Source organism: Halomonas sp. PA16-9 (assembly GCF_009728585.1).
In the GTDB taxonomy this organism is placed as follows: Bacteria; Pseudomonadota; Gammaproteobacteria; order Pseudomonadales; family Halomonadaceae; genus Vreelandella; species Vreelandella titanicae.
The window spans coordinates 1-22129 of record NZ_CP040453.1; the positions used below are offsets into that span (position 1 = coordinate 1).

The window sequence follows — 22129 nt, forward strand, 5'->3', positions numbered from 1 at the left end:
TGTTTCGCATGCGAAATTTCACCGGCGATGGCCATTGCGTGACATGGCGCCGCCAGGCCATTCATCCACCAGTCTTTGCTGGTCGGGTAACGAGGAAACCATGACCAAGATCATCAGCTTCGCCAACCAGAAAGGTGGCGTAGGCAAATCTACGATCTGCCTGCAGACCGTGTTCTACCTCCAGGAGGCCGGTTATCGTGTCCTGGCGATTGACCTGGACCCCCAGGGCAACACCTCCAGCCGCCTCAGTCAGGGTGATGAAGGCGCCTATTCCGGGACGCCTTCCGTCAGGCTCTTCGATGAAGGGCTGAATGAGATCCAGCCCATGCGCTGTGAGCGCGGAATGGACCTGATCTGGACCATGAAGAATGACCCAGAGCTATCGGAGATCGAATCGCTCCCGCTGAGTTGTGTGCGGCACCCGATCGCGAACCTGAAGGCCAGCGGCATCCTCGAGCACTACGACTATGTGCTGATCGACTGCCCGCCCAGCCTCGGCCGCAAGCTGGTGGCCGCCCTCACGATGTCGACGCATGTGATCTGCCCCGTGCAGGTAAGCGGCTTCGCCCTGGACGGCGTAGAAGGTCTGCTGAACACCATCATCAGTGTCCAGGAAGAGCTGAACCCCGACTTGGAGAACACCGGCATGGTGATCAACAACCTCAAGCGTGGCTTCGAGGAGGACATGAACACCCGCGACCAACTGCGTAAGGCGGTCCCGGATCTGGTGTATGAGGCTGAGGTAGGGGTCAGGGGACAGCTCGACGTGGCGAACCTGAACGGCGTGCCGGTGTGGAGTATCAAGAAGACCTCGGCGCGTGAAGCCGCGAAAGAGATCCGTGCGGTCATTGAAGAACTGATGAAAAAGGTAGGCTGACATGGCACTGGGAAACCTGAACAACCTGCAAAGCCTCTCCCGGCGGTCCAAGGGCGCAAAGGAGGTGCTGGTCCTGAATACCGACGAAGTGATCCCGAAGGAGGGTCAGGTTCGTCAGGCCTTCAATGGCATCGAGGAGCTGGCCGAGTCCATCAAGGTCAACGGGCAGGAGCAGCCAATCATCGTCTATCCCAAGGGCGATGATGGGAAGTATCGAATCCAGAAAGGTGAGCGCCGCTGGCGGGCCTGCAAGCTGGCCGGGCTCACCATCGAGGCCATCGTGAGCAAGAAGGAGATGACTGACCTCGAGGAAACGGCTGGCGAGCTGATCGAGAACATCCAGCGCGAAGACCTGACACCGATGGAGATTGCCCTCGGCCTGCAAAAGTTCATCGATGCCGACTGGAAGGCGATCGATGTGGCCAAGCGGTTGGGAAAGTCTCGGAGCTATGTGTCACAGCACCTGGCGTTGCTCAAGCTCCCGGAGTGCGTGAAGCGCCTCTACGACGAGGGGATCACCACCGACACTGAGGCCTTGAACAGCCTGAGGCAGCTCTATGAGTTGGAGCCGGAGAAAACCGCCACGGCCTGCGAGAAGGCCATGGAGGAAGGAATCACCCGCAAGGCCTGCCGGTCACTGCTCAAGCTGGCGAAGAGTGGTCAATTGCCGGACTCACCGGATGTCAACGGCGAGGTGGCACCTCCCTCCTCGAGCGCTGGCGCTGGCAAGCATGAGGACCAGCCTTCCCTCAAGGGCCTGGAGGGCACCCAGGAGAGCGGCGGGGATGGCGACCTCGATACCTCGTGGCTCTTCGAGGGTGGCGACAGCAGTGGTGGGGATGCTGCATCGGCACCTGCTGGCGGCCAGGGCACCGGTGGGAATGCTGCAGAAGAGCCCGCCCCTGGACAGGGGAAGGGTCAGGAGCCGCCTGCCGAGAAACCGGAACAACAACCTGCAGCCAAGACGCAGAAGCCCCAAGAGGGGACGCCAGCCAAGCAGCCGGCTGCCAGCTGGACCCCCGCGGTGTCCGTTCGTGCTCGGATTGTCGTGAGCATCCAGGTTCGGGGCCAGCAGCGCAGCGGCGTGCTATTGCTCGATCGTGTCGACGCGGAGCCGGGGTTCTGCTGGGTGCAGCTCGATGGAAAGGAGTCGGAGCCTGTCCGCGTCACTGTCTCTGAGGTGAAGCTGCTCGGCGTCGAAGGCGAGGAGTAGAGGCAATGTCGACCCTTCCCAGAGACACGGAGAGGAAGTACGCCATCATCCGCGCAATCGATACCCTGGAGCGGCCTACGCTCCAGGATATTGCCGGGGAGACCGGGATTCCGGCAGGCTCGGTTAAGCGTCAGCTGACCTCGATTCGCCAGGAGTTCAAGGTGAAGATCCTCTTCATTCGAGACCCTGGCACGCCGGAAGGTGCCAACGGCTACTATGCCCTGGAGGGCTGGGGCATCCTGGATCGCGATGCCTTTCTTCGCCACTTCGGAGGATGATCATCCAGCAGACACGACTTATGGGGAGGCCTTTGGGCCTCCCTTTCTCATTCCAGGCCTTCTCCATGGATCAGGCAGTAACCCCCTTGGAGTGAGACCCACTGCGCCGGTGATTCGACAAGGTGCCCGCCATGAACGGGATTGCGGCATTGCCGGCCTCTTGCTGTGCGGGCCGCGCACTGCACCACATAGCCGGCGCCCTGCCAGGCGAGATACTGGGCACGGGTAACGCCGTGAGCCTCGGCCAAGGCCGCTGGCGGGTCATTCCAGTACCTCACGGCTTGGTAGGGGCTCAGGTGGACGGTCACCTTTCCCGCCGGCCCATCGTGGCTTGCCGTGAAGCCGATGCCTTCCGCGGCCAGCCGGTTGATGACCTCTTCTGGTGTTAAGCACTGGTTCGTCATAGGCCCTTCATCGCCTCTTCCAGGCGCCGCTCGGCACTGCGATCGTAGCGCTGCGTCGTGGCTAGGTTCGAGTGACCCAGGGCGTACTGCACGGTGAGCACATCGATGCCGCGATCCAGCATGTTGGTGGCGAAGGTTCGCCGGAAATCGTGGGGCGAGCACTCCACGAGGCCTGCCTGGGCAGCTCGCTCCTTGATGATGAAGTAGACCGCCTGATCGGTCAGCCTGGCATCGCTGACAACCCCGTGTCGGCGGACGCGGGTGAACAGCGGGCCGGTGTCTCGGCCGAGGCAGGCATGCCACGCTTGGACCTTCTGGTAGGCATTACGGGGCACGAACACCAGGCGCTCCTTGTTCCCCTTGCCAAGGATCTTGATGGCCTGGCGCCCCGGCTCGATGCTCTCCAGGTCAATCGCCACGCTCTCCGAACGCCGGAGCCCGGTGGCCACCAGCAGGTGGATCAAGGCCGCGTCTCGTGCCCCCTTGGGGCTCTCGTCTGTTTCGCATGCGAAACAGATTGCCTCGACGGCCGCGGGCTCGAGGAACACCCCTTTCGCCAACCGGGTGCCTGCCACGCCCTTGAGATCCCTGATCTGCTGGTAGCTCTCGCTGTCCATCAGGCCCATGATCCACGCCTCGCGGGCCACGCCCTTCATTGCCGACAGGGCCGCGTTGACCGTAGCTGGCGCCTTGCCCAGCTCGGTCATCATCTCCACGAGGGAGCGAACGTGATCGCGCCGCAGAAGCTCCCAGGGGCATTCACGGATGCTGTAGCCACCGCTGATGTTGGCGATGTACTTCAGGTGCGAGCGCATGGTGATCCGGCTGCGCCGGGAGTTGAGATTGAGCAGGTACGAAAGTCCGGGGTTGCCCTTGGCCTCGGCGAGCTGACCGCCGGTGCCGGCTGACAGGGCCGACGAGTTGGATACGATCGCGAGGCTATTATCCACGGGCTGCTCCCGGCATGACCGCCAGCATCTCCTTCAGCTGCGAACCCTGGGCAGTTGAGCATGGTGCCACGGACTCGAGATCCCCGTGTCGATGGCACAGCTCGTGAAACTGGCCCCGCTCTCCATGTTCCTCGACATAGACCCGCTGGCGCGTGAGGCGCCTGGGCAACGTGAGACTCAGGTGCTCGAGCACGGAGTCAGCATCCTCGATGACGCTGACGACGCCGCCCCCGTCCTGAAGGATCACCATCATGTCATTGACCAGCTGGACCCCATATTCCGCCCTGGGGGGCATTGCTGCGTGATAATCCATGCGCCGTCTCCTCTACGAATGACTGATGTGCCGGCCGCCCTGGGAAGGGAGCCTGCGTTCTGCAATGGAGGCCAGGTCATGCTTCCTCACACCAGTGCAGGAAGGCCTCCTGCTGATGGGGGCTGCAGGGGGCGAAGCCGACGAACCGGCCTTGCTCGACCTTCAGCTCATCGAATCGCCCCATGGTGTCGCGATAGAAGATGCGCCGGAGCCCCAAGCCACCCAGCTCGGCGGCCAGCCGATCGATGACGCCCTGAGCATCGTTGGTGATGGATCGCGGCCCGTCCTGATCAAGGATGAGCACAAGCGTGTCGGTGACCGTCGCGATCTTGAAGATGGCCTGTAAATTCATTCCTCTGCGTCCTGTTCCTGTGGCTCCAGGTCAGCCTAGCGGACCCTCTTGCCCTTCTCTACTTTCTTAAACGATCATTTTAATAAGTAGAGAATCAAGACGCCAGCCCAAGCTACACTTTTTGTGGCTTGGCAAGATCACTCGAACACCCCATTTATGATTCTATCTTATTGTTTTCACGTGTCTTTTATCGTTTTTTAACGATAGCTTCGGGGCTCATACGCGAAATCTGGGCGAGTCTCTGGGGGTATGCCCGCTAGATTTTGCGGTACGGCCCCTGAAAACCGGCCTACCTCCAGGGCCATTGGCACCCGATGATCGTTGCGACGACTGGCCTCAGAGAAGCGCTGGGTGACTCAGGCCGGTTCCGATTGCGGCATTGACACAGCATGCTCAGGTGGGCAATATGTGCTTTGCACACTTAAATAGCACGCCATGAGGATAATGGATGAGCCTTCTTCAGCAGTATGCTCAGCTCGAACAACAAGCAAAAGAACTTCAGAAACAAATGGAGATTTTGCAAGAGAGAAGCGACTTTAAGAAGGAAAAGGAGTTCCTGGAAAAGCTGCAAGGCTTAATTGAGGAGTTCGGCAGAACGCCACAGGATGTCATTAACCAGTTATCCCCTAAAAGCCTCAATTCAACAGCGACCGAAAACAGAAGAAGGAAGCGCAAGTTAAAAGTATACAGGAACCCCATCACCAATGAAGTTGTAGAGACTCGTGGCGGCAACCATAAAACCCTCAAGCTATGGAAAGAGGATCATGGTTCTGAAGTGGTTGAATCCTGGTTGGCTGAAGAACGCTAAGCAATAATCAGCAGGCTGAACGAGGTTGGCAATGTCTAAAAAGAAGCGCAATGACAAGGACATACAGGAAATTGCTGTTCACAACACGCCTCAGCTGGATCTCTTCAGCTTGCTGGATTCTAGGGATAAGCATTATAGCAACAGCATCGATATTTATGATGCTCTCCCAAAGTATTCCCTTGAAAAGAGACGGCGGTTTACTGATATAGCCCAAGCCGCTGCAAAAGAAAGAGAATGCCGAATTGGCGACCAAATAATAAGGGTGAGGGTGCGTCCAGCTCTCATTGAAACTGAACCTGGAAAACCCGAGCTTGTATTTCCTGGTGAGCGGGAGGAGATAATTGAAGACGCCCTTCGCAAACTTGCGGTAAATGGCGGGATAGCCATGATAGATGGTAAAGTAGGTGTGCTTTTTACTTTCTATCAGCTGCGCAATGAGCTTAGGAAAAACAAACATGAGTTCAAACTAAGCGAAATAAAAGAGGCGATTCTTGTCTGCCGAGGTGCGCAGCTGGAAACCATATCAGATAATGAAGACACGGTTATATCTTCTAGTTTTTTCCCAATGGTGGGCTTAACCACTCGGAAAGATATTCAGCTGCGTGAAGGTGATACTAAATGCTACGTTCAGTTTAACCCCCTAGTAACCGACAGCATTAAAAAGCAAACCTTTAGGCTCTATGACTACAGAACGTCGATGGCCATCAAAAGCCCATTGGCTCGCTACATACATAAGCGCATGAGCCATCATTGGAGCCAGGCATCATCAAAGCACCCGTACACACCGCGCTTGGTTTCGTTCTTGAATGGCAGCCCAAGGGGGCTATCCCGGGAGATGGCCAACAACGTCAGGGCTATGAAGACCGCACTTGATACGCTTATTAAGCATGAAGTTGTCGAGAAGTACGATGCCTCTGAGCGGATAATGCAAGGCCCTAAACTTCTTGATATAAAATACAAGATTTACCCTACTGATAAGTTCGTAAAAGTCATTAAAAAGGCGAACTACAAAAGCCAGATCGTCGCAACAAAAAATGCACTTCTGCCTGATCAGGACCAGTAACTCTCTTATGGCAAGGTGCTGCATAATATAAATTGATGCAGCGCCCTCCCCCTTTTTTCTCTCCCCTCCCAGGGGTAATCAGCTGTTCATCCCCAGTGCGTCCACGTCAGTGACGCGGCAGAGCCAGTCGTCCTGGATCGCTACGGGCGCTCGATGGGGGTGCTGCAGAGCCCCTGCCCCGGGCACCGCCGGCACCGGTGGGGATGCTGCAGAGGCCCTGCCCTGGGCACTGCCGTCTCCGGTGGGAATGTCGCAGAGGCCGCGCCGCCAGGCACCCCTGGCATAGGTGGGGATGTTGCAGAGGAGCCCTGCCCCGGGCGCCGCCGGCACCGGTGGGGATGCTGCAGAGGCCCTGCCCTGGGCACTGCCGTCACCGGTGGGAATGTCGCAGAGGCCGCGCCGCCAGGCACCCCTGGCATAGGTGGGGATGTTGCAGAGGAGCCCTGCCCTGGGCACTGCCGTCACCGGTGGGAATGTCGCAGAGGCCGCGCCGCCAGGCACCCCTGGCATAGGTGGGGATGTTGCAGAGGAGCCCTGCCCCGGGCACCGCCGGCACCGGTGGGGATGCTGCAGAGGCCCTGCCCTGGGCACTGCCGTCTCCGGTGGGAATGTCGCAGAGGCCGCGCCGCCAGGCACCCCTGGCTTAGGTGGGGATGTTGCAGAGGCCCCGCTGCCGGCTGCTGCCGCGGTAGGTGGGAATGTTGCAGAGGCCCTGCCCTGGGCACTGCCGTCACCGGTGGGAATGTCGCAGAGGCCGCGCCGCCAGGCACCCCTGGCATAGGTGGGGATGTTGCAGAGGAGCCCTGCCCTGGGCACTGCCGTCACCGGTGGGAATGTCGCAGAGGCCGCGCCGCCAGGCACCCCTGGCATAGGTGGGGATGTTGCAGAGGAGCCCTGCCCCGGGCACCGCCGGCACCGGTGGGGATGCTGCAGAGGCCCTGCCCTGGGCACTGCCGTCTCCGGTGGGAATGTCGCAGAGGCCGCGCCGCCAGGCACCCCTGGCTTAGGTGGGGATGTTGCAGAGGCCCCGCTGCCGGCTGCTGCCGCGGTAGGTGGGAATGTTGCAGAGGCCCTGCCCTGGGCACTGCCGTCACCGGTGGGAATGTCGCAGAGGCCGCGCCGCCAGGCACCCCTGGCTTAGGTGGGGATGTTGCAGAGGCCCTGCCCCGGCGCTGCCGGCACCGGTGGGGATGCTGCAGAGGCCCTGCCCTGGGCGCTGCCGGCACCGGTGGGGGTGCTGCAGAGGCCCTGTCCTGGGCACCGCCAGCACCGGTGGGAATGTTGCAGAGACCTCGCCGCCGGCCGCTGCCGACATAGGTGGGGATGTTGCAGAGGAGCCCAGAACGGATCGCTACTAGCCGCTCCTGGACAGGGGACTGGCCGGCTCTGTGGCGGCTGGAGAAAGAAATCGGCGCTCAAAAATGCTACGCTTCAAATGTTAACGGTATAAGTCCTTGTTGAACGAGCAGTCGTATCCACATTTCTTGTGCATAAGGCTGTGGGTAACCGCCTCCTGATAGGTGGGGATGTTGCATAGTTTCGGTGGGGATGTTGCAGCGGTTAAAATATGACCAGCCATTAAGCCCTCCTGATAGGTGGGGATGTTGCAGAGGCCGTATCGATGCGTAGCTATGGGCGTTTGTCAATAGGCTAGGGCGGCCTTTCGATAGGTGGGAATGCTGCATAGTTGGCCCTCATCTAACCCGAAATGTGGATAAAACGCTGTTTTCTGTGGAGAACTCAAGGATAACTCGAAGCCATAGGTGGGGATGTTGCAGCGCTTTCGGTGGGGATGTTGCAGCGCTTTCGGTGGGGATGTTGCAGCGGCTTTCCGTAGAATTGCCTTTGGTATCAGGTAATTAAGGTATTTTTCAACCTCCGTATCCCTGTTTTAACCCCGCCAGAACCCTATAACCCTTTACTTCGTATCCACGGTCTCTGTATTAGGTAGTTCGCCTGCTATGAAAAAAGCCTCTCTAGCAGACGCCAGAGAGGCTTGAACAGGCAGGTTGCCTCGGATGCTAAATGATCCCGCGCTCAGCGAAGCTCATGTAGCTCGTGCCGCTCACTACAAAGTGGTCCAGCACTTTCACATCGATCAACCCAAGGGTGTCCACAATCCTCGATGTGATCTTTCTGTCCGCCTGGCTTGGCTCCACTTCTCCCGATGGGTGGTTGTGGCTCAAGATGCAGGCGCCAGCATTCATCTCGATCGCACGTCGAACTACCTCAGCGGATACACTGATGCTGAATCTAGCGTTCCTCGAAACAGCTCCTCGTGCTGAAGCACCGCATGCTGGTTGTCCAGCCAGGTGATGGAGAATACCTCGTAGGGCAGCTCCCCATACTTCAGCCTCAGGTAGTCAGCCACTCGCACAGGCGTCGTTAGCTTCACGTCACCGTCAGGGCGCTGCTCCTTGAACCGCCTCTCCAGGATTTCGATCGCCTCCTGAATCACCCGATTCTCACGGTCCTCGTGGGCTTTCTGAAGATCAACCTCCCCCTTACCAGGCAGGGTGTAGACCTTCGCAGCTTCATTGATGCCGAACAGATCAAACTGGGCACGCTTTTCCATCTCACTCTCCTCTCTCTCATACCCGTCACCGGGCTCTCAGTGAGAGGTAGGGCGAACACTGACCCTTAGCGTCACCCGGCGCCCTATCTCCCCTTGAGACCTGCACCCGCAGGAATGAGAGAGGAGAGAGACCATGAGCAAGAGCAAGAGCCCGAAGCAGACCAAGCGTGCGATCGACAACATCCGTGAAGCGCTGATCAAGGGGTTGATGGAAGGGACGGCGCCCTGGCAGAAGCCCTGGGTGCCTGGCCAACAGGATGTCAGCCAGCCCTACAACGCGGCCTCTGGTCGCGCCTACACGGGTTGGTCGAACATCGTGAGCCTCTGGTACGCCGCTGAGCAGGCGGGCTACACCAGCCCTGCCTGGGTCACGTTCAAGCAAGCCAAGGAGCGTGGCACCCACCCTCGCAAGGGGGAGAAGGGAACCCCAGTGGAGTTCTGGAAGTTCCTGAAGAAGCGCGAGAAGGACGAGAACGGCAACCTCATCGAGGAGAAGGTGATCCCGATGTGCCGGATCTTCTACGTCTTCAACGAGGAGCAGTTGGCAGAGCCGCTGACGGACGCTGGCAAGCCACCCGTGATGGAGGCGCAGCCGGAGCCCGTTCAGTTCGTGGCGAAGCTGATCGAGGCCTCTGGCGTGGTGCTGAGCTGGGGAGGCGACAAGGCCTACTACCGCCCTTCCACGGACGGTATCAGGCTGCCTCGGCCGGAGCAGTTCCATGAGACCCGTGAAGTTGCTGCAACGGGCCTGCATGAGCTGATCCATGCCACAGGGGCGCCCTCACGGCTGAACCGGGACAAGAGCGATCGTGCTCGAGAGGAAGTCGTTGCTGAGGCTGGCGCCTGGCTCGCTGCCATGCGATTCGGTCTCCCGGCGACCCCGGAGAACTCCGCGTCTTACCTCGCTGGCTGGGCCTCACGGCTCACTGGTGATCAGACGAAGGAGCTGGACCGCGCACTGGCTGATGCCCAGGCAGCGGTCACCTACATCGAGGAGCTGGCAAAGCAAAGCGGCCTTCTCGGTGAGGACACTGGATCAACCGCTGCTGCTTCAGCCGCGTGATCTACCCCTTCAAGCCTCCCTCCCCTGGGAGGCTTTTTTCATGGATGCGAGATGGTGGGGAATCATGCAATGTCATGATGTCTCTCTCCTGTGTTGCGTGTACGTATGTATTGTATGTACAATACGTACATACAATACATACACATGCAAGGAACCCGCCATGGTCATCAAACCCGAGATCCGTCAGCGAATCGTCAGCGCCGCTGATCAACTGGTCGCCGAAGGCATCGAGCTGCCAACCAATGAACAGGTCAGAGAGCGCATGGGCGGCGGTTCGCTGTCGCACATCTCTCCGGTGATGCGCGAGTGGCGGGAAAACCAGAAGGTCGCCGCGGTCGCGGTCAGGGATATGCCGAAAGAGATTCGCGCCGCGATAGAGCGGATCGGCGGGGAGCTGTGGCGGGTTGCCAGCCAACTGGCTGACGCGGACGTTGAGAAGGCCCAAACAGAGTGCCGAGAGCGCGAGAATGCAGCCACAGCAGAGCGTGATGAAGCCCTGCGCGAAGTCGAGCGCCTGGAGGCCGCCCTGGGCGCCCAGCGCTTGGACAGGGAAGCGGATCAAGCACGGATCGCAGAGCTTGAGGCCGCGTGTCACGACCACAAAGCTGAGATCGCCGCGGCCAACCAAAAGGCTGAGGGCGCCAGCGAGCGTGTGAAGGATCTTCAGGCCCAGCTGACACAGCAAGGCCAGAGGCTGGACGATGCCAATACCAACCTCAAGGCGCAACAGGATGTCATCGAGCAGCTGCGCGAAGAGAAGTCCCGGTTGGACTTCCAGGTGGTTTCCGTCGAGAACGACCTCTTCACTCGAACCCGAGACCTCGAGACGGCTCAAGCAGGGCTGGAGCGATCCGAACAAGCGCTGGCTGACCATCGAGAAGAGCTGTCATCTCTCCAGCAGGCGCACGCTGCCTTGAAAGCTGAGCACGCAGCTGCTGCGCGACGGGTTGAAGAGCTTACTGAGGAGAGCATAGTCCTGCGCACCAACGGTGAGCAGGTTCGCTCTCAGTTGAGCGAGGCAAAGAGCGAGCTGAAGTCGACCACCCGCCGTCTCGAGGAGCTGAAGGCCGCAGAGCAGCACCTACACGAAGCCCGAGCCGAGCTTGCTGCCTGCCAGGCTCGCGAGCAGGAACTGCGCCAGCAGCTCTCCCAGGCCAAGCCGGACCAGTAATCACCGATTCACATCAAGGAGCCATATCCAATGAGCGATTTTCGCGATACCCGCGTTGGGGTGACGAATGCCGCTCGCCTGCTGGGGGTGAGCGTGACCGAGTTGAAGGAGGCGGTCAGAACAGAGAGCCCGCTGCGCGGCGTGGAGCCTCCCACCCCGATCGGCTTCCTGGGCACCAGCGCCACCCAGATGTATTTCCGAGCCGGCGATGTGATGGACTGCGCCGACCTTATCCGCCGCCAGGGAGGCAAGGCATGACGCGATGGTTTCGCAGCGTCCTGGTGGCACTGACGCTCGGCCTGCTGAGCCCGGTGGCCATGGCGGGCATCCTGGTGGGCTCGTTCAATGCGCTCCAACTGGGCTGGGATAACGGCAAGAACCTGGAGAAGCTGGCGCATATTGCCCACCACCTGGATCTCATCGCGTGGCAGGAGGTGATGACCGAGGAAGCGGTGGAGGCGCTGGTCCACGAGCTGGAGACCGCTTCCGGCGAGCGCTGGGGGTACATGGTGAGTCATGCGATCGGCCGGGGCAGCTACGGGAGCGCTATCTCTTCACCTGGCGGGAAAGCCGCGTCGAGTACAGTGGCGGCGCTGTGGTCTACATCGATGACCGTGACCGGTTTGCTCGGGAGCCGTTCCTGGCCAAGTTCAGGAGCCGATTGACCGGGCAGGAGCTGGCGCTGGCCAATATCCATGTGCTCTATGGCAACAGCATCCGGGATCGCCTGCCCGAAATCGAGGCGTTGGTGGGAATATGGGACTGGATGGCTGACATCTACCCCGGCGTGCCGCGGATCATTGCTGGCGACTTCAACCTGGCGCCGGGCCACGCCGCCTGGGATAGCCTGCGCCAGCAGGGTGCGGTGCCGGCGATCACCGAAGGCGCCACTACCCTCAGCACGACGCGCCAGCAATTCGTCAATCTCTACGACAACCTCTGGAAGGAGGATGGGGCGTTCGTCGTCTCAGATCGAGGCATCATCGACTTCCCAGCGTTGCTGGGCATCGACTTCCAGCGGGCCAGGGATGTCGTGAGTGACCATGCCCCTGTCTTCATTGGCCTGGGCAGTGCTAAGCTGGCGCTGACGCCATTCCAGGGCGCGGTGGTGGTCGACTCGGCGCCAGCCGCTAATGACCCGGGCTATGATCCATGCGTTGACCTCAACGGTAGTGGCGCGGATCACCTCGAGCAGCTGCCGCACATCGGTCCTGCTCGAGCCACGGCGATCATCGAGGAGCGCCCCTGGGGCTCTGTGGAGGCGCTAACGAGCATCCCGGGCATAGGCCCTTCCCGACTGGCCGACATCCGCGAGAGCGGCCTGCTGTGCGACCTCAGGGCGCATTGAGCGTCAGCTCTGCCCCTACCCTCCCACGAGACCTGCAATCCCGCAGGAATGTGAGAGGAGCCATCTATGAGCAAACATGACGACATCCTTGACCGGCTTTGGGCGGCACGGCCGAAGGTCTACACAGCGATCTGCAAGGACTCGCTGGAGGAGTTCCCGCTCCGCATCGAGTACGTCCAGGTGACACCACAAGCCGATCGCGCAGTGGAACACCAAATGGCCATGGATGAAGCCAGGAGGCTCTGCGCATCCGCATGGGAGCGTGTGGTGGAGTACGCTCCCTGCATGTCAGAGCCGGACCCCAGCACGATCGTCTGCATTGGCCTGTTCGAGGGTGGCGTTGAAGCTGCCATGCTGGATGAGGCCTATTTCGATTGTTCTGCATAACCCGCACTTCGCGTGAGTGCTTTGATGGGCTGGGTGGTGATCCTCACGGACACCCCCGCCCCAGCTTCCCCTCGGCGCCAGCCGAACCTCCCCGTCTCGTGTCACCCTTCCCCCTATCTCCTCTTGAGACCTGCAATCCCGCAGGAATGAGAGGAGAGAGATCATGTGCAAACAAACCGCCGAGCTGACCGCATCACAGTGGGCCGACATTCTGGCCCTGGTGGAGCGTGGCAAGGATGACCTAGCCAACTATCGGCCTCACGCCGACAAGGATGGCTACACCGCCGAGGAGCTGCAGGAGCTGGATCGCCTGGCCAGCAGTGACGCCAGCGCCAGCCTTGCCTCCCAAGTGACCCAGGCCGCCTCGGATGAGCCAGCGACCCGGGTGTACACGGCCTTCTGTCAGGAGAGCAACGGCCACGGAACTGTCTGGATCAGCCCGGTAGAGGTCGATGCTCAGAGCGACCGCGATAGTGAGCTGCAGGATGCTGCCACACAGGCCCGCTATGCGTGTGCCCACGATTGGGACCGATACCTCAACGAGGACGACGACTCCCCGCTCGACATCAGCGGCATCGTCTGCATGGGCCTCGCCGAGGGCAACGTCACGATCGCGATGTGGGACGACTCCCACCTCGAATGATCCCAACCTGACCGCCACCACCCGGCGGCACCCTTCACCCCCTCCACGGAGGGGGTTTTCTCTACCCCTCCCAGCAGCAGACACCGCGGTGAGCGTCATCCGACCCCCTATCTCCCCTTGAGACCTGCAATACCGCAGGAATGAGAGGAGAGAAGCCATGAAGACCATCGACGCTATTGCCCACCACGACGCCACCTCTGGCAAAACCTGGCTGGCGCTGGAGAAGCCAATCGTGCGGGGGCTGGGTATCGAGAACGTCATCTCGCGCCGAAGCCTGGTGGACCGCGAACGGATCTATCTTGCCGAAGGTGCTGACACCAAGCTGGTGAAGCTGGTGCTCGAGGAGAAGGTCGCCAAGCTGGTGATCACCGAGACCCATCACAACGATGACGACTGGTGTGCCCGGCTGCAGACTTACTCCCAGTCGCTGCTGGGCGATGTGGTCGTGATGCTCGAGGACAGGCTGATTGAGCTGCCCACGGTTCATGACCTGGGCGCCAAGCAGATCCGAGAAATCTCGGGGCATCTGCATGATCGCGCCAAGCGCTATTGCAACGTGATGCTCGCTGAGCATGAGTGGGTTTCCGATCTGCTGGAGTTCAAAAGCGGTGACGAGGAGGTGGTGGCGCTGTGTCAGTGCCCCTCGAACGCCTCGAACCTCAGCATCATGACGGAAGCCCGGCGCGGCAATAACGAAGGCTACATCTGCACGGCATATCTTGTGCGGCGCCTCCATCGTGCCGGATTGATCACTGTGCCCCTGGTGAGCGCCAAGTTCTGGAGCTGGGATCAAGCAGAACAGCTGTCTCGGAAAATCCAGGACTGGGTGAACGGGTGAGCCAGGCCGTTCCAACCATGCGCCATAAGGAGGCTGCGATGTCGTGCATCACCTTCGTGACCGATCAGAGCCCGGGGGAGCCGGACATCCTGCAAGGGGTTCAGCTCCAGCCGCTGCTGATACGGCCACTCGGAAGCTCCCAGGTACTGTTGCGGGTACTCCCGTCAGGACCGTGGACCCACGACGCCCTGGTGGAAACCGGGCGGGGTATTGAGCAAATGCTGGCCACTGAGATCGAGCAAGGCGTTGATGCCTATCTCGGCTCCCGGTGGGTTGGCAGTACGGAAGTCTGATCTTCCGCTTCAACAAGCCCCTCTCAGCACTCGCTGAAGGGGCTTTTTTCATGCCTGTGCCACGGTCACTCGCCCGATCGCCAGAGCGCCCAGATCCGCTGCAGGTCATCGCCATAGCCAAGATCCTCGGGGTAGGCGCGATGGCTGGCGATCCACAGGAACACCACGCCGCAGGCGCTCGCCAGCTCCTCGTCCATTCCCCAGAGCGTGGTGAGGTCGAGCCCCCCATTCTCTCCGGCGTTGTGCCAGGCGAGCAGGAAGTCGGCACAGCGCCGCGATTGCCCGGTGTCTCGCAGCGCAACGGCGATCAACCGCTCGAGTGCTTGGCGCGTAGTCGAGTCCATGGTGACGGTAGCCATTGCTGTTCCCCTCGTGGTCAGTCCATGCGATGGGTGGCGTTGGCATTCTATCGCCCGCGCTGTTCCTCCGTCATGGCATGGGCCGTGAGGTCAGCTGGCGCCCTACCTCTTATCGAGGCCTGCATTCCGCAGGTATGAGAGAGGAGCAACATGATGAGCACTTCAGTGATTTCTCACCTGGACCGGGGGAAGTGGGGCAAGGCGAGCTGGCGCGGCAACTGTTCGGGCTATGTCTACCGAGACATCTTCCAGCAGCTGGCGCCCAGGACGTTCTGCGATCCCATGGTGGGGAGCGGCACCTCCGTTGAGGTGGCGGCCGAGATGGGGATCGAGGCCTATGGCCTGGATCTTCACTCCGGCTTCAACGTGCTCCGGGATTCGATTCTTGGGGCCGTGGGTAAGCCGGTGGATCTCTGCCTGTCTCACCCCCCGTACCACGACATGATCGTGTACAGCGGCAACGTGTACCCCGGGGAGCATCCTGATGACCTGTCCCGGTGCGCCGACCCGGAGGAGTTCATGGACAAGCTCCAGCAGACTCTGCTGAATCAGCGCGAAGCGGTCAGCGGGGGTGGGTTCTACGGCACCATCATTGGGGACTTGCGCCGCGGGGGCCAATACTGGTCTTTCCAGGCGGATGCGATCGCCAGGATGCCGCCGGATGAGCTGAGGGCAGTGCTGATCAAGGCGCAGCATAACGTCCAAAGCGATTCGCGGCGCTACGCGGGCCTTCGGATGCCTCGGGTAGCCCACGAGTACATCCTGCTGTGGGAGCGCCCCACTCGAGCGGTGGCGATGCTGTCGACCCTTTCCAGCCTGGCGCATGCTCAGCAACGGCGACTGCGAGGCACCTGGAAGGCGGTGGTACGCCAAGCTCTGGTGTCCCTTGGAGGTGAGGCATCGCTGTCACGCCTCTATGAGGCGGTGGCAGAGAACGCGCCTGAACGGCTGGCCGGGCGCCAGCACTGGCGTGAGAAAGTGCGCCAGACGCTTTACGTGAATGACTGGTTTGCCCCGGTCGAGCGCGGTGTCTGGCGAATTGCATAACCCTTCCGCCCCCCATGGCCATGCCTGGGGGGCTCTCTATTGGTGGAGAGGATGAAGCGGACGTATTTTGTGGTGTATGAGGTCGGCGGCGTGACGCGCAATGCCGTGGTGGACATCGATGCGATGACCCTTCCCAGGCAGATACCCGATGCCTTGCGTCAGGCGGTTCATCCCGACCGTCCGGGTGATCCCAGCGACGGCATGCCGGCACGCCGGGCGATGGACTGCCTCCTGCTCAATTTCATCGAGCTGGCGCCGGCAGATTTTGTTTCGCATGCGGAACAAAATGCGGCCTCGCCGCGCCAGCATGAGTGACGCTCCCCCGTCTGCCAGCTACGACATGGCCCAAGCGACCGATCATGATGCTGGCCGTTAGGTCAGCGGGCGCCCTACCTCTTGTCGAGACCTGTGATGCCTGCAGGAATGAGAGGAGGAAAAATAGATGAGCTATCAGCATACGAGTCAAACTCGCCCCAGCAGCGGTCCCACACGTGTCACGGTATGCGTACAGGTTGTAGACCCTGACGAGATGTTCATTGGTGGTGACGATCTGCGGTGGGTGACGGCGAACCTGGACATCTGTTCAGGACGATTGGCCTTGACCAAGGAGGCTCGCACATTGGGCTGGCCGATATTTGCCTTGGACTGCATTGAGCTTAGCCATCACGACCGATACTTCCATGTTCCATGTCGAGGCGACGGGCCTGAGCCGTGGAAGAAGAATGAGGCGTATATTTTCTATGGGGTGTATCAAGTGAACGAGATCCAAGAGCATGGTGATTCACTCTTTCTGGACACCACAGACTTGGCATATCAGCGACTGTGCCATCATTCGGCTACTGTCTAAGCTAACAGTGACCCCGACCTAGAGCGGGATTCCCTTTGCCCCCATGCTCATGGGGGTTTTTCATGACCTATCGGACATCCAACACGACAGCCGAAGTGACGCCCAGCCATGTGTGGACGCATTGCCTTTTTCGATGAGCCCCAAGCGGTGGCCAGCCAGCTAGGCTATCCCCTCGCCAGGGCAGCCTTCCCACCAGCCAGCTACAACATCGCGCCGGGTGGGCCTATCGTCGCTATTGCGGCCACTGACAGCGAGCCTGAAGTCACTTCCCTGCAGTGGACCTTCAAGCCGCGCTGGGCGCCGGAAGACGCGCCACGCACCCATGTGGCCAGAGCGGAGAGCCTGGCCTCGAGCCGTTTCTGGAAAGGTGCTTTCGCCCGCCACCGCTGCCTGATCCCGGTCAACGGCTGGTACGAATGGCGGCATGACGGCGATGCCAAGCTCCCGTTCTTCTTCCACGGTGCCTCGCAGCGCCTGCTGTTGCTGGCGGGGGTGTTCACGACACTGGCGGACGGCCAGCTTGGCTGTGCGATCGTCACACAGCCGGCCCAGGGCCTCGCCAAGGACATCCACAGTCGAATGCCTGTGGTGGTGGGAGCTGGCGCCGAGGACTGGCTGAGCACTGAGATCCATGACCGGGAGACGCTGAAGCAACGCCTACGCCCGGTGCCGATCGCGAGCCTGGCCATCCAGCCGGTCAGCCAGGCCGTCAACAGCACCGCCGCGGACAGCGCTGACCTGATCCTTCCCATCAGCCCTCCCGAGGGCTGAAACACTACTTTATTTACGGTTTATTTTCATCTACGGCTTTGCGAGCGTCACCCCTGCCCCTATCTTATTGGCGAGACCGTTCGATGAACGGGATGAGAGAGAGCGCTATGAGTGCTTCTCCCACACCTCGCTGGTTTGGTTGTCAGGATGCTTGGACAAGGCCCGCTGGCTGTTCGGCTTCCACGTTAGGGCGCTTACGTCAGCATGCCTGCCAGCCCCTTCGAGGCATCCTTGTGGCTCCTCAGCCCCAAGGTAAGCTGCTCCGCAGCAAATCTGCAGCTCAACGCTGATCAGATTCTTAGCAGTACCCTTCAAGCCCCTTCTAGCTCTGCTAGTTGGGGCTTTCTTGTTCCTACCGGCAGTGCGCCCCCTACCCTGAAGAGCCGCTTCTTTTCGGCATCCCTTTGCCCACCACCATGGGCGCCTGACGCAGGAGACAGCCATGATCGAAAGTATCGAGTACACCAGTCGACGTGACGTGGAGCGCCGAGTGGCCTGTTCACGCACAGTGCTGCTCTCCATCCGCGGGGTTGATGAGCGGGAGCCCCGCCTACCACGGGGGTGGGCTGATGTGCTCCCCATGACATTTGATGATGTCGTGCCCGGGGAGGGCTTCGGGTGCGAGGAGCCGATGACAGACGAGCAGGCAAAGGAAATTAGTGCCTGGATCGGGAGGTGGCGTCAGTCGCCACAGGGGTGAAGTTGCTGATCCACTGCAATGCAGGGGTAAGCCGCTCTGCGGCGGTGGCTCTTTGGGCAGGCCAAACCCTGGGGTGTTCTGTGAAAGGGGTGGAAGGTGACGGTCGTGATGCCAATCCCCACGTTGCGTCCCTGCTGGCCGGTGCGCCCTAGCCTCACCACTCCATGGTGTCTCACTGCCTTACCAAGGTCAGTCGGCTCCCTACCTCTCCTCGAGACCTGCAATCCCGCAGGAATGAGAGGAGACGACGATGCAACTCACCACGTTCGGCAACGATGTGATGCTAGGTGACAGCGTTCAAGCCACTGTTGGCGCCTTTACCGTGAAGGTGTCAGCCCGGGTCGATTTCGAGGCACCTACCGACGAGATGCTGCGTGTCATGGCGATCCCAGACCGCTTCAGCTTCATTGCCCAGCTCGAAGCTGAGGTCTGGATCGCGGTGAATGGCTACCAGATCCGGGTGCCTGAGGCTCGAGTGATCCGGCATGGCATGATCGTCAACGACCCATCCAATCAGCACCTGGATGAGGCTGCCACCGTGCTGGCGCAGTCCGCGCTCAGCAAGGCGATGCACATGGCAGGTTCCTTCGCTGAAGCTGCCTGATGCCCTTCCTAGCCCCCTCCTCGAGGGGGCTTTCTCTTCCCAGCTGACCACCAGCGTCATGGACTGCCCTATCTCCTCCCGAGACCTACCCCGTAGGAATGGATGAGAGACAGAGATGGATATTGGTAGTTTTGGCGGTTGTGTGATGCCGGCGATACCGTGACGGCGTTTGTCGGCGGCTTCAAGGTCACTGTGCGTGTCAGCCTCGATTACGAGGCGCCCTCACGGCACCTGTGGTGTGTGGACGAAGATGACGACATGCCGAGCTTCATCGCGCACCTCGAGGCAGAGGCGGCAGCGGCTTCAGGCCGTATGCTGTTGTCCTTCCCGGAAGCGCGATCTGAACGCCGTGGCGTCCTGGTCAATGATGCCCCTGGCAATGAAGCCCTTGATCAGCTGGCGGCCCTGCTGGCTGATGAAACTTACAGGAAAGCCGTCGCCTCGCGAGATATGGCGTGGTAGGCCTTTCTGGCTCGCATTCCTGCCCCCTCCATGAGGGGGCTTTTTCCTTCGCTGGCCAAGTGCCGGGCCGAGTGTCACCCCCTCCCCTATCTCCCTCTGAGACCTGCATCCGCAGGAATGAGAGAGGAGAGAGACCATGGAACTCACGAAATTCGACAACTTTGCCATTTGCTCCGACACGGTTGAGGGCAGCCACGGTGACTTCACGGTAACCGTGCTCCTGGACCGAGACCCTGACATCACGCCGGATCATTCCGACTGCTACTGCGACAAGACCCGGCAGCGGTGGCGCGATGATGAGTGGTTTTTCGGAATCCTTCGCGCAAAGGTGAGCGTGGATGTCGCCGGTCAGACAGTGGTTTTGGATGACTGTGCTGCGTCCCTTGGAGGTGTCGAGGTCAACATCACCGACACCAACAGCCATCTTGATGAGCATGCCGCTCAGCTGGCGCAGGAAGCCTTAGCCCGAGGCATCCAGCTTGTGCAGGCCATCAAGGCAGCTGCCTGAGCTTATTCAACAGACCCCACTCCGTGGGGTCTTTTTCATACTGAGTACAGCCATGACGGCCGAGCTTCGCTCCCTGCCACTACGGTTACTGGGGAAGCGCCATCCACGGTTAGCCGATGCCATGCAGTTCGCGGCCTGGTATCGCGTCGAGCATTCCATTCTGTCCAAGGCGATCGCTCACAAGAAAGCGCTGGGCCTGGATTGCGCGAGAGAGCGCTCGATGCTCAATGCCCTGGTCTCACTTCCCAAGCCGGCCTACGTTGCTCGCGTGCGGCTGGTGGGTAAGCGCAGAGAGCCGATATGCCCATGGCTGCCCCACATGGCAAGCTACCTCAAGCCCCACCACCATCACGTCGACCTGGCCACGACACTCGCGCACGTCGAGCAGCATGCTTCACGTCAGCTGCTCGAGGCCTGGGAAGTCGGCGGTGATGATCCCCGCTATCTGGAAGGTGCCACCGTGTTCGACAACTACGGCCGAGCGGTGTCTCGCCTCGTTTTCTCTCCCCCGGGCATGACGTTTGTGCCAGCCTGCCCTGCTATCCATGCCTTCCCGCCCTACCTCGCCAGGCAGCGAGCCGCCGAGCTACGCGCACAGGCGGCGGAAGCTCAAGCCAAAGGTGCCCGCCCAGGCCTCGTGGCCGACCTTCATCAAACCGCCGATCGCCTCGAGGAAGAGGCCTCGATTGAAGAGCACCGCGGCTCCTGCTGCTAGGTGTGGCCCCTGCCGGCCGGCATAGGTCACCGGACTCCCTATCTCCCCTTGAGGCCTGCACGCCTGCAGGTATGAGAGAGGAGCAATCGCAATGAGCAAGAGCACTGTGATCTACACCAAGATTGGTGACCATCGTGGCAAGAAGCGTCTGTGGCTGGAGGGCAATCGCCTGGCGCGAACCGGGATCTCCCCGGGGCAGCGCTTCAACCTCGTGGCCGGCAAGAAGAGCCTGACGCTGCACTTCACCGATGAGGGCACCTACAAGGTGTCACGGCGCAAGCGTGGTGAGGCCGTCCTGCCGGTGATCGACATCACCGCGGGTGAGCTGGCGCAGGCGCTGGGTCGCGTGGAGCGGGTGCGGGTCGTGGTGCGGGGCAACCGCGTCGACATCACGATTCACCATCATGACCTGGCAGAGTCCGATCGGATGGGGCGGCTGTTGCAGTCCCTGACCCAGGGGAAGCCCTTGGAAATCGGCTCAATCGCCCATGGTGGCGGCATCCTGGATCATGCGATCCATACTGGCCTGGCGGATGCAGGGATACCCTCCCGGCTGGCTTTTGCCAATGAGCTGGAAGGCGCATATCTCGAGGCATCGCTGGCCAACAACCCGGTCTGGGATGACGACAGCATTGCCATCGAGGGGCCGATGGAGGGGGTGGAGTGGCACAAGCTCCCCCCGATCCACCTACTCTGCGCGGGACTGCCCTGCACAGGGGCCAGCTTGTCGGGTAGGGCCAAGAACGGCCTGGACCGCGCTGAGGCCCATGAAACGGCCGGCAGCCTGTTCGTGGCCTTCCTCAATGCGATTCAGACGTTGAGGCCGGCGATGGTGCTGCTGGAGAACGTGCCGCCGTACCAGTCGACCACCAGCATGATGGTGATTCGACACGTCCTCACCGGGATCGGGTATGACGTTCAGGAGACCATCCTAGATGGCCATGCCCTGGGTGCCCTGGAACGCCGTGATCGGCTCTGCATGGTGGCTGTCAGCAAGGGAATCGAGGTGGACCTCGAGGCATTGCAGCCAGCACGTCAGCGCGAGTCGTCTCTCGCGGCGGTGCTGGAGCCCCATGAGGCTGTGGAGGCCCGATACAAGACCTATGACTATCTCGCCGCCAAGGAGGCGCGTGATCTCTCATCGGGTAAGGGGTTCCGCCGGCAGCTGCTGGATGGCACGGAAGATGGGGTTGGCACGATCGGACGCGGCTATGCCAAAGCCAGATCAACAGAACCGTTTGTCCGTCACCCCGAGGACAGCGGCCTCTCGAGGCTGCTGACCAAGGAGGAGCATGCCAGGGTCAAGACCGTCCCTGAAATGCTCATTCATGGCCTGTCTGAGACTGTCAGCCATGAAATTCTGGGCCAAGGGGTCGTCCACTGTGCATTCCGCGCAGTTGGCCGCCTCCTCGGCGACTGCTTACAGCGACTTCGTGAGCAGCACCTCAAGGGTGGCCTTGTCTCCCAAGCTCCCCGCCTAGCGGCGTAGCCGGAACGAGCCCTTCCTCCCCTTCAGCCCTTCCTCGGAAGGGGCTTTTTC

At 60.8% G+C, this 22129-nt stretch carries 31 protein-coding genes and 1 pseudogene; 27 read left to right on the plus strand and 5 right to left on the minus strand.

Features of this window, described 5'->3' with window-relative positions; all coding sequences use genetic code 11:
• Positions 1-100: 100 nt before the first annotated feature.
• The 4 genes from FDY98_RS24850 (at position 101) to FDY98_RS24865 (ending at position 2757) form a co-directional block, all read left to right on the plus strand.
• The gene (locus tag FDY98_RS24850) at positions 101-877 is read left to right on the plus strand and encodes a ParA family protein (RefSeq protein ID WP_155706286.1); all 777 of its coding nucleotides are present in this window, start codon (positions 101-103) and stop codon (positions 875-877) included.
• A gap of 1 nt (position 878) precedes the next feature.
• A complete protein-coding gene (locus tag FDY98_RS24855) occupies positions 879-2090 on the plus strand; it encodes a ParB/RepB/Spo0J family partition protein (RefSeq protein WP_155706289.1) in 1212 nt (403 codons plus the stop codon).
• A gap of 5 nt (positions 2091-2095) precedes the next feature.
• Positions 2096-2368: a hypothetical protein gene (locus FDY98_RS24860; protein WP_155706290.1), complete on the plus strand. Its 273-nt coding sequence runs from the start codon at positions 2096-2098 to the stop codon at positions 2366-2368.
• Positions 2369-2499: 131 nt separating this feature from the next.
• A complete protein-coding gene (locus tag FDY98_RS24865) occupies positions 2500-2757 on the plus strand; it encodes a hypothetical protein (protein WP_155706293.1) in 258 nt (85 codons plus the stop codon).
• Between the two features lie 11 nt (positions 2758-2768).
• Here FDY98_RS24865 and FDY98_RS24870 read toward each other — a convergent pair whose 3' ends face one another.
• From FDY98_RS24870 to FDY98_RS24880, 3 genes are all read right to left on the minus strand, one after another.
• Entirely contained in the window at positions 2769-3722 is a 954-nt protein-coding gene (locus tag FDY98_RS24870) for a tyrosine-type recombinase/integrase (RefSeq protein WP_340147128.1), read from the minus strand.
• Positions 3715-4035 carry a hypothetical protein gene (locus FDY98_RS24875; protein ID WP_155706296.1) on the minus strand — a complete coding sequence of 107 codons (321 nt, stop codon included), beginning with the start codon at positions 4033-4035 and terminating at the stop codon, positions 3715-3717. The genes FDY98_RS24870 and FDY98_RS24875 overlap by 8 nt, the downstream gene beginning before the upstream one ends.
• Before the next feature lie 76 nt (positions 4036-4111).
• Complete coding sequence (locus FDY98_RS24880) at positions 4112-4387, minus strand: hypothetical protein (RefSeq protein ID WP_155706299.1); 276 nt, start codon at positions 4385-4387, stop codon at positions 4112-4114.
• A 448-nt stretch (positions 4388-4835) separates the two neighbouring features.
• On the opposite strand from FDY98_RS24880, the gene FDY98_RS24885 reads away from it, so the two are divergent.
• From FDY98_RS24885 to FDY98_RS24900, 4 genes are all read left to right on the plus strand, one after another.
• Positions 4836-5195, plus strand: a complete 360-nt coding sequence (locus FDY98_RS24885) for a histone-like nucleoid-structuring protein, MvaT/MvaU family (RefSeq protein WP_155706302.1) — start codon at positions 4836-4838, stop codon at positions 5193-5195.
• 31 nt (positions 5196-5226) lie between these two features.
• Entirely contained in the window at positions 5227-6258 is a 1032-nt protein-coding gene (locus FDY98_RS24890) for a plasmid replication protein (RefSeq protein WP_155706304.1), read from the plus strand.
• Positions 6259-6688: 430 nt separating this feature from the next.
• Positions 6689-7039, plus strand: coding sequence for a hypothetical protein (locus FDY98_RS24895; RefSeq protein WP_155706306.1), 351 nt, complete (start codon positions 6689-6691; stop codon positions 7037-7039).
• 9 nt (positions 7040-7048) lie between these two features.
• Positions 7049-7399 carry a hypothetical protein gene (locus FDY98_RS24900; protein ID WP_155706306.1) on the plus strand — a complete coding sequence of 117 codons (351 nt, stop codon included), beginning with the start codon at positions 7049-7051 and terminating at the stop codon, positions 7397-7399.
• Positions 7400-8279: 880 nt separating this feature from the next.
• On the opposite strand, the pseudogene FDY98_RS24905 reads toward FDY98_RS24900, so the two are convergent.
• Positions 8280-8833 (minus strand): annotated as a pseudogene (locus FDY98_RS24905) (JAB domain-containing protein).
• Between the two features lie 133 nt (positions 8834-8966).
• On the opposite strand from FDY98_RS24905, the gene FDY98_RS24910 reads away from it, so the two are divergent.
• The 9 genes from FDY98_RS24910 (at position 8967) to FDY98_RS24945 (ending at position 14576) form a co-directional block, all read left to right on the plus strand.
• On the plus strand, positions 8967-9896 hold the full coding sequence (locus FDY98_RS24910; RefSeq protein WP_155706309.1) for an ArdC family protein: 930 nt from the start codon (positions 8967-8969) through the stop codon (positions 9894-9896).
• 160 nt (positions 9897-10056) lie between these two features.
• Positions 10057-11067 carry a DNA-binding protein gene (locus FDY98_RS24915; RefSeq protein ID WP_155706311.1) on the plus strand — a complete coding sequence of 337 codons (1011 nt, stop codon included), beginning with the start codon at positions 10057-10059 and terminating at the stop codon, positions 11065-11067.
• Between the two features lie 30 nt (positions 11068-11097).
• Positions 11098-11325 carry a hypothetical protein gene (locus tag FDY98_RS24920; RefSeq protein WP_155706312.1) on the plus strand — a complete coding sequence of 76 codons (228 nt, stop codon included), beginning with the start codon at positions 11098-11100 and terminating at the stop codon, positions 11323-11325.
• Entirely contained in the window at positions 11322-11732 is a 411-nt protein-coding gene (locus FDY98_RS29160; protein ID WP_340147129.1) for a hypothetical protein, read from the plus strand. Before FDY98_RS24920 ends, FDY98_RS29160 begins: the two co-directional genes overlap by 4 nt.
• A complete protein-coding gene (locus tag FDY98_RS24925; RefSeq protein WP_340147130.1) occupies positions 11663-12415 on the plus strand; it encodes a helix-hairpin-helix domain-containing protein in 753 nt (250 codons plus the stop codon). The genes FDY98_RS29160 and FDY98_RS24925 overlap by 70 nt, the downstream gene beginning before the upstream one ends.
• A gap of 66 nt (positions 12416-12481) precedes the next feature.
• Positions 12482-12802 carry a hypothetical protein gene (locus tag FDY98_RS24930; RefSeq protein ID WP_155706315.1) on the plus strand — a complete coding sequence of 107 codons (321 nt, stop codon included), beginning with the start codon at positions 12482-12484 and terminating at the stop codon, positions 12800-12802.
• A 163-nt stretch (positions 12803-12965) separates the two neighbouring features.
• Positions 12966-13445: a hypothetical protein gene (locus FDY98_RS24935; protein ID WP_155706317.1), complete on the plus strand. Its 480-nt coding sequence runs from the start codon at positions 12966-12968 to the stop codon at positions 13443-13445.
• Between the two features lie 157 nt (positions 13446-13602).
• A complete protein-coding gene (locus tag FDY98_RS24940) occupies positions 13603-14283 on the plus strand; it encodes a hypothetical protein (protein ID WP_155706319.1) in 681 nt (226 codons plus the stop codon).
• A gap of 38 nt (positions 14284-14321) precedes the next feature.
• Positions 14322-14576 carry a hypothetical protein gene (locus tag FDY98_RS24945; protein WP_155706321.1) on the plus strand — a complete coding sequence of 85 codons (255 nt, stop codon included), beginning with the start codon at positions 14322-14324 and terminating at the stop codon, positions 14574-14576.
• Between the two features lie 65 nt (positions 14577-14641).
• On the opposite strand, the gene FDY98_RS24950 is transcribed toward FDY98_RS24945, so the two are convergent.
• Positions 14642-14935: a DUF7673 family protein gene (locus tag FDY98_RS24950; RefSeq protein WP_155706322.1), complete on the minus strand. Its 294-nt coding sequence runs from the start codon at positions 14933-14935 to the stop codon at positions 14642-14644.
• Positions 14936-15085: 150 nt separating this feature from the next.
• Between FDY98_RS24950 and FDY98_RS24955 the strand changes: the two genes are divergently transcribed.
• From FDY98_RS24955 to FDY98_RS25000, 10 genes are all read left to right on the plus strand, one after another.
• Positions 15086-15982: a hypothetical protein gene (locus FDY98_RS24955; RefSeq protein ID WP_340147131.1), complete on the plus strand. Its 897-nt coding sequence runs from the start codon at positions 15086-15088 to the stop codon at positions 15980-15982.
• Between the two features lie 51 nt (positions 15983-16033).
• Entirely contained in the window at positions 16034-16297 is a 264-nt protein-coding gene (locus tag FDY98_RS24960) for a hypothetical protein (protein ID WP_155706324.1), read from the plus strand.
• A gap of 640 nt (positions 16298-16937) precedes the next feature.
• Positions 16938-17600, plus strand: coding sequence for an SOS response-associated peptidase (locus FDY98_RS24965; RefSeq protein WP_155706325.1), 663 nt, complete (start codon positions 16938-16940; stop codon positions 17598-17600).
• Positions 17601-18042: 442 nt separating this feature from the next.
• Positions 18043-18300 (plus strand): hypothetical protein, encoded by a 258-nt coding sequence (locus FDY98_RS24970; protein ID WP_155706327.1) that lies wholly within the window; start codon positions 18043-18045, stop codon positions 18298-18300.
• A 2-nt stretch (positions 18301-18302) separates the two neighbouring features.
• Positions 18303-18452 (plus strand): hypothetical protein, encoded by a 150-nt coding sequence (locus FDY98_RS24975; RefSeq protein ID WP_196518346.1) that lies wholly within the window; start codon positions 18303-18305, stop codon positions 18450-18452.
• 98 nt (positions 18453-18550) lie between these two features.
• A complete protein-coding gene (locus FDY98_RS24980; protein WP_155706330.1) occupies positions 18551-18904 on the plus strand; it encodes a hypothetical protein in 354 nt (117 codons plus the stop codon).
• 159 nt (positions 18905-19063) lie between these two features.
• The gene (locus FDY98_RS24985; RefSeq protein WP_155706331.1) at positions 19064-19366 is read left to right on the plus strand and encodes a hypothetical protein; all 303 of its coding nucleotides are present in this window, start codon (positions 19064-19066) and stop codon (positions 19364-19366) included.
• 136 nt (positions 19367-19502) lie between these two features.
• Positions 19503-19874, plus strand: coding sequence for a hypothetical protein (locus tag FDY98_RS24990; protein WP_155706333.1), 372 nt, complete (start codon positions 19503-19505; stop codon positions 19872-19874).
• 52 nt (positions 19875-19926) lie between these two features.
• The gene (locus FDY98_RS24995; protein ID WP_155706334.1) at positions 19927-20589 is read left to right on the plus strand and encodes a hypothetical protein; all 663 of its coding nucleotides are present in this window, start codon (positions 19927-19929) and stop codon (positions 20587-20589) included.
• A 91-nt stretch (positions 20590-20680) separates the two neighbouring features.
• Positions 20681-22078: a DNA cytosine methyltransferase gene (locus FDY98_RS25000; protein WP_155706336.1), complete on the plus strand. Its 1398-nt coding sequence runs from the start codon at positions 20681-20683 to the stop codon at positions 22076-22078.
• Positions 22079-22129: the final 51 nt, after the last annotated feature.

What these genes read in the sequence shown, in the direction of transcription:
- FDY98_RS24850 (WP_155706286.1), top strand. Translation starts at nt 101, where the DNA reads ATGACCAAGATCATCAGCTTCGCCAACCAGAAAGGTGGCGTAGGCAAA.
- FDY98_RS24855 (WP_155706289.1), top strand. Translation starts at nt 879, where the DNA reads ATGGCACTGGGAAACCTGAACAACCTGCAAAGCCTCTCCCGGCGGTCC.
- FDY98_RS24860 (WP_155706290.1), top strand. Translation starts at nt 2,096, where the DNA reads ATGTCGACCCTTCCCAGAGACACGGAGAGGAAGTACGCCATCATCCGC.
- FDY98_RS24865 (WP_155706293.1), top strand. Translation starts at nt 2,500, where the DNA reads ATGAACGGGATTGCGGCATTGCCGGCCTCTTGCTGTGCGGGCCGCGCA.
- FDY98_RS24875 (WP_155706296.1), bottom strand. Translation starts at nt 4,035, where the DNA reads ATGGATTATCACGCAGCAATGCCCCCCAGGGCGGAATATGGGGTCCAG.
- FDY98_RS24880 (WP_155706299.1), bottom strand. Translation starts at nt 4,387, where the DNA reads ATGAATTTACAGGCCATCTTCAAGATCGCGACGGTCACCGACACGCTT.
- FDY98_RS24885 (WP_155706302.1), top strand. Translation starts at nt 4,836, where the DNA reads ATGAGCCTTCTTCAGCAGTATGCTCAGCTCGAACAACAAGCAAAAGAA.
- FDY98_RS24890 (WP_155706304.1), top strand. Translation starts at nt 5,227, where the DNA reads ATGTCTAAAAAGAAGCGCAATGACAAGGACATACAGGAAATTGCTGTT.
- FDY98_RS24910 (WP_155706309.1), top strand. Translation starts at nt 8,967, where the DNA reads ATGAGCAAGAGCAAGAGCCCGAAGCAGACCAAGCGTGCGATCGACAAC.
- FDY98_RS24915 (WP_155706311.1), top strand. Translation starts at nt 10,057, where the DNA reads ATGGTCATCAAACCCGAGATCCGTCAGCGAATCGTCAGCGCCGCTGAT.
- FDY98_RS24920 (WP_155706312.1), top strand. Translation starts at nt 11,098, where the DNA reads ATGAGCGATTTTCGCGATACCCGCGTTGGGGTGACGAATGCCGCTCGC.
- FDY98_RS29160 (WP_340147129.1), top strand. Translation starts at nt 11,322, where the DNA reads ATGACGCGATGGTTTCGCAGCGTCCTGGTGGCACTGACGCTCGGCCTG.
- FDY98_RS24930 (WP_155706315.1), top strand. Translation starts at nt 12,482, where the DNA reads ATGAGCAAACATGACGACATCCTTGACCGGCTTTGGGCGGCACGGCCG.
- FDY98_RS24935 (WP_155706317.1), top strand. Translation starts at nt 12,966, where the DNA reads ATGTGCAAACAAACCGCCGAGCTGACCGCATCACAGTGGGCCGACATT.
- FDY98_RS24940 (WP_155706319.1), top strand. Translation starts at nt 13,603, where the DNA reads ATGAAGACCATCGACGCTATTGCCCACCACGACGCCACCTCTGGCAAA.
- FDY98_RS24945 (WP_155706321.1), top strand. Translation starts at nt 14,322, where the DNA reads ATGTCGTGCATCACCTTCGTGACCGATCAGAGCCCGGGGGAGCCGGAC.
- FDY98_RS24950 (WP_155706322.1), bottom strand. Translation starts at nt 14,935, where the DNA reads ATGGCTACCGTCACCATGGACTCGACTACGCGCCAAGCACTCGAGCGG.
- FDY98_RS24955 (WP_340147131.1), top strand. Translation starts at nt 15,086, where the DNA reads ATGATGAGCACTTCAGTGATTTCTCACCTGGACCGGGGGAAGTGGGGC.
- FDY98_RS24960 (WP_155706324.1), top strand. Translation starts at nt 16,034, where the DNA reads ATGAAGCGGACGTATTTTGTGGTGTATGAGGTCGGCGGCGTGACGCGC.
- FDY98_RS24965 (WP_155706325.1), top strand. Translation starts at nt 16,938, where the DNA reads ATGTGTGGACGCATTGCCTTTTTCGATGAGCCCCAAGCGGTGGCCAGC.
- FDY98_RS24970 (WP_155706327.1), top strand. Translation starts at nt 18,043, where the DNA reads ATGATCGAAAGTATCGAGTACACCAGTCGACGTGACGTGGAGCGCCGA.
- FDY98_RS24980 (WP_155706330.1), top strand. Translation starts at nt 18,551, where the DNA reads ATGCAACTCACCACGTTCGGCAACGATGTGATGCTAGGTGACAGCGTT.
- FDY98_RS24990 (WP_155706333.1), top strand. Translation starts at nt 19,503, where the DNA reads ATGGAACTCACGAAATTCGACAACTTTGCCATTTGCTCCGACACGGTT.
- FDY98_RS24995 (WP_155706334.1), top strand. Translation starts at nt 19,927, where the DNA reads ATGACGGCCGAGCTTCGCTCCCTGCCACTACGGTTACTGGGGAAGCGC.
- FDY98_RS25000 (WP_155706336.1), top strand. Translation starts at nt 20,681, where the DNA reads ATGAGCAAGAGCACTGTGATCTACACCAAGATTGGTGACCATCGTGGC.